Below are 776 nucleotides of genomic sequence, written 5' to 3'. Positions count from 1 at the left end.
GATTCGTCATTGCGAGTGAGCGAAGCGAACGCGGCAATCCATAATTTAAATAGCACAATAGATTGCCACGATTCTGCAACTTTTAACAAAGTCGCAGAATCTCGCAATGACACAATCAACTACGAATACCTAGCCAAAGGCATTTTTATTTTTAGCATTGGTTTATTTAAAAAAGTCTTTATCGCTGATAGCTTTGCCAAATGGGCAAATGCAGGATTTGGCATTGTCGAAAACGGCGGAGTGCTAAATATCGCCGAATCTTGGGCGACTTCGCTAAGCTACACATTTCAACTCTACTTTGATTTTAGCGGATATTGCGATATGGCGATGGGACTTGCCCTAATGTTTGGCATAGTGCTACCGCTAAACTTCAACTCACCTTACAAATCGCTAAATATCGCGGAATTTTGGCGCAGATGGCATATCACTTTGGGGAGATTTTTAAAAGAGTGCCTTTATATCCCTTTGGGTGGCAATCGTGGCAAGGGCAATTCGTCTCTTACACGACCTTCGCGGGAGCTTGAAAAATTCTCATTCGATAGACCGCAAGTCTTATCTCAATCGAATTTTTCGGCGCAACCCACGAATCTCGCGCAAGATACTAGAATTGCAAATGATTTAAAAAATAAAATGGCAACCAAAATCCTAACTCTGCGAAATTTGTTTATTGTCGCCTTTTTAAGTGGTATTTGGCACGGGGCAGGGTGGGGATTTGTGATTTGGGGAGTGTTGCACGGAGTTGCAATGGTGATTCACCGAATCTATGCGTGGTTTAT

1 protein-coding gene is annotated in these 776 nt (G+C 42.4%); it reads left to right on the top strand.

What is annotated here, in order from left to right; genetic code table 11:
• Positions 1–776 (top strand): MBOAT family O-acyltransferase (locus tag ACWIUE_RS11895; protein WP_454137003.1); only part of this gene is annotated, 776 nt, incomplete at both ends.

It is taken from the genome of Helicobacter sp. 23-1045, assembly GCF_053654655.1.
Note: the sequence above shows the minus strand (reverse complement) of the source record. Positions and strands in the feature narration are given on the sequence as shown.